Raw genomic sequence first — 2,247 nt, 5'->3', positions numbered from 1 at the left:
TATAAAGAGTCTATATTACAGAACTAGATATACTGTTGGCAGGTGGCTACATTATTAACTGCCGTTTCATGCATTTTTTGCTTGCCAAATACACACGAACGGGTGCTTACCTATTATAACTATCTTCAGCGATAGGGCGCGAGAGCGGAAGATCAACATTCTTCAGCTTTACCTTTATTCAAGAGTTGGGCAGGATTGTTAAAGAAGAAACGAAAAATTAAATGTTCGAATTTTTGGAGGTGTTCAAATGAGTGAAAATAAAGAAACTCCTGAAAGAAGAAGAGAGAGATTGAGACAAGAAGAATTGAAAAAAAATCCAACGGGTAATATGAACGATGCCTTTAATAGAGCAAACAGCGGAAGTCTTGTGGATTTAGTAGGCAGTCTGGGTTGGAAAGGTACTGGAATACTTATTCTAGTAATCATAATAGGATTTATAGTTGCATCATTCTTCTTCAAGTAAGATGAGTAGGAATTATCTATATTGCTTTATAAAAAAATGTTTGCCTATATCCATTTTTTGCAATATACTTCATAGTGTAATTTTACACCGAAGGGGTGGAGGGGAATGAAAAGGTTTTTAATAATTATATTCTCATTTTGTCTTATTATACTTGCCTGGGTAGGATTTAAACTAAACTTTATACATTATGAAAAACAGGCTGATGAAAGAATAGCACAAGTAATCGAGTTTCAAGGAGCATCTATAGAAAATAGGGACATACTTGTAGATTTATATGACTATAAAAATGGGTGTTGGTATCAACGAACCATATATAAAGATGATCCGGAAATCACATATGACTATGAATATACTAGATCAGAAAATAAAGTAAGAGTTTTTGCTATGTATAAAAATATGTCCCTAGATTTAGCTAATAAACAAGCTAAATACCCTTTGTATGATATTTATTTTAATGGAGATAAAATTATAGAAGTTATTGAACGGTAATTTTGTTAATCCAACCTTTTGGTAAGGTTTTTTCTAATAATTTTATTGCAATTCGGAAGGAAAAGTTAATTATGCTAGAGAGTCAGCTGTTAAATTCGCCGGCTTTTTTTATATTGAATATTGGGATCAGCACTTCTATTCGCCTTCTTATGCTAAATGTGTGTGGAGGACCGATTTTCTGATTTTCTTAAATATGTGGGCCAGGCACACTGGCCAGACACAAGGGATTTATATACCCTATCATTCTATAACATCAAGAATAAGTCATGGTTAACATTTCCATAAACAGTTACAATAATAGTAATCAAACGATCAAGGAGAAGATCATGCTATTATTCCTTAATTTTTTAAAGAAGAAAAAGAACGAGGCCAAACCTAAACAAGCTAATGCTGCCGTATCAAAATCCAAAAATACGAACGAACATGTTGCTACTAGAAAAGGTGAAATAGGAGAATACAAGATTGATATTCAACTTGATCAGTTGCCAAAGGAATGTCGTTACTTAAGTGATCTTCTCGTAAAAAACCCGAATGCAAGGTCAGGATATTCACAAATTGATCATATAGTTTTAACTCCATACGGTATCTTTACCATTGAAACAAAGAACTATCAAGGGACCATTTATGGCGGGAAAGACCGAAAAACATGGCTGGTTAACGGGAAGTTTAAAATGATGAACCCTTTTGTACAAAACTACGGGCACATAAAAGCATTAACATCATTTATTGATGAAAAGTACCATGATTTATTTATTTCCATGGTTTCTTTTACAAAACGATGTACATTTAAAGTAGACTTAGATTACCGCAAAATAGCATCCAATGAAATAATAGTATATGACACCGAGTTGTCAGCGTTTATCCATCGGAAGGTATCGGTATTGAAGATTCTTCACAAAGAACCTCTCCTAACAGAAAGTGAGATCTCGACAATTTATAATGCCTTTTCAAGGGCTAATATTACTGACCCAAAAATTAGAGAAGAACATAAGAGTGCAGTAAAAACAATTCCTTCAGAAGAAAAGACTAGCTCAGGTTCTACTTGTTCAGTTTGTAATAAACATGTCTCAGATAAAGTTAAAACATACTGTTTAGCGAATAAAAAATTCAACGGTAAAATCTATTGTTATGATCATCAAAAAACTGTCCATTAAGACGGTTAATCTAAAAAAATAGTCGGCTTTTATATAAAGGGTATCCGGGGTCAGCGTATAATGGCAAATAAGTCAAGGGTCCAATTAAGATAAAAAAGACCGACCTTAAGCAGAACTCTCATTTTCCAATTTTTGAAAAGT

The 2,247-nt window shown here is 33.2% G+C and carries 3 protein-coding genes; all 3 read left to right on the top strand.

What is annotated here, in order from left to right; all coding sequences use genetic code 11:
• The first annotated feature begins 247 nt into the window (after nucleotides 1–247).
• The 3 genes from IQ19_RS27585 (at nucleotide 248) to IQ19_RS27575 (ending at nucleotide 2,106) form a co-directional block, all read left to right on the top strand.
• Nucleotides 248–463, top strand: a complete 216-nt coding sequence (locus tag IQ19_RS27585) for a DUF6366 family protein (RefSeq protein ID WP_144547023.1) — start codon at nucleotides 248–250, stop codon at nucleotides 461–463.
• 105 nt (nucleotides 464–568) lie between these two features.
• A complete protein-coding gene (locus IQ19_RS27580) occupies nucleotides 569–952 on the top strand; it encodes a DUF3139 domain-containing protein (protein WP_144547020.1) in 384 nt (127 codons plus the stop codon).
• A gap of 326 nt (nucleotides 953–1,278) precedes the next feature.
• Nucleotides 1,279–2,106: a nuclease-related domain-containing protein gene (locus tag IQ19_RS27575; protein WP_144547017.1), complete on the top strand. Its 828-nt coding sequence runs from the start codon at nucleotides 1,279–1,281 to the stop codon at nucleotides 2,104–2,106.
• Nucleotides 2,107–2,247: the final 141 nt, after the last annotated feature.

Origin of the sequence: Cytobacillus oceanisediminis (assembly GCF_007830235.1) — a bacterium.
GTDB lineage: Bacteria > Bacillota > Bacilli > Bacillales > Cytobacillaceae > Cytobacillus > Cytobacillus oceanisediminis.
Note: the sequence above shows the minus strand (reverse complement) of the source record. Positions and strands in the feature narration are given on the sequence as shown.

Bases quoted from the DNA above. Each gene is read 5' to 3' on its own strand.
- IQ19_RS27580 (WP_144547020.1), top strand. From the start codon at position 569: ATGAAAAGGTTTTTAATAATTATATTCTCATTTTGTCTTATTATACTT.
- IQ19_RS27585 (WP_144547023.1), top strand. From the start codon at position 248: ATGAGTGAAAATAAAGAAACTCCTGAAAGAAGAAGAGAGAGATTGAGA.
- IQ19_RS27575 (WP_144547017.1), top strand. From the start codon at position 1,279: ATGCTATTATTCCTTAATTTTTTAAAGAAGAAAAAGAACGAGGCCAAA.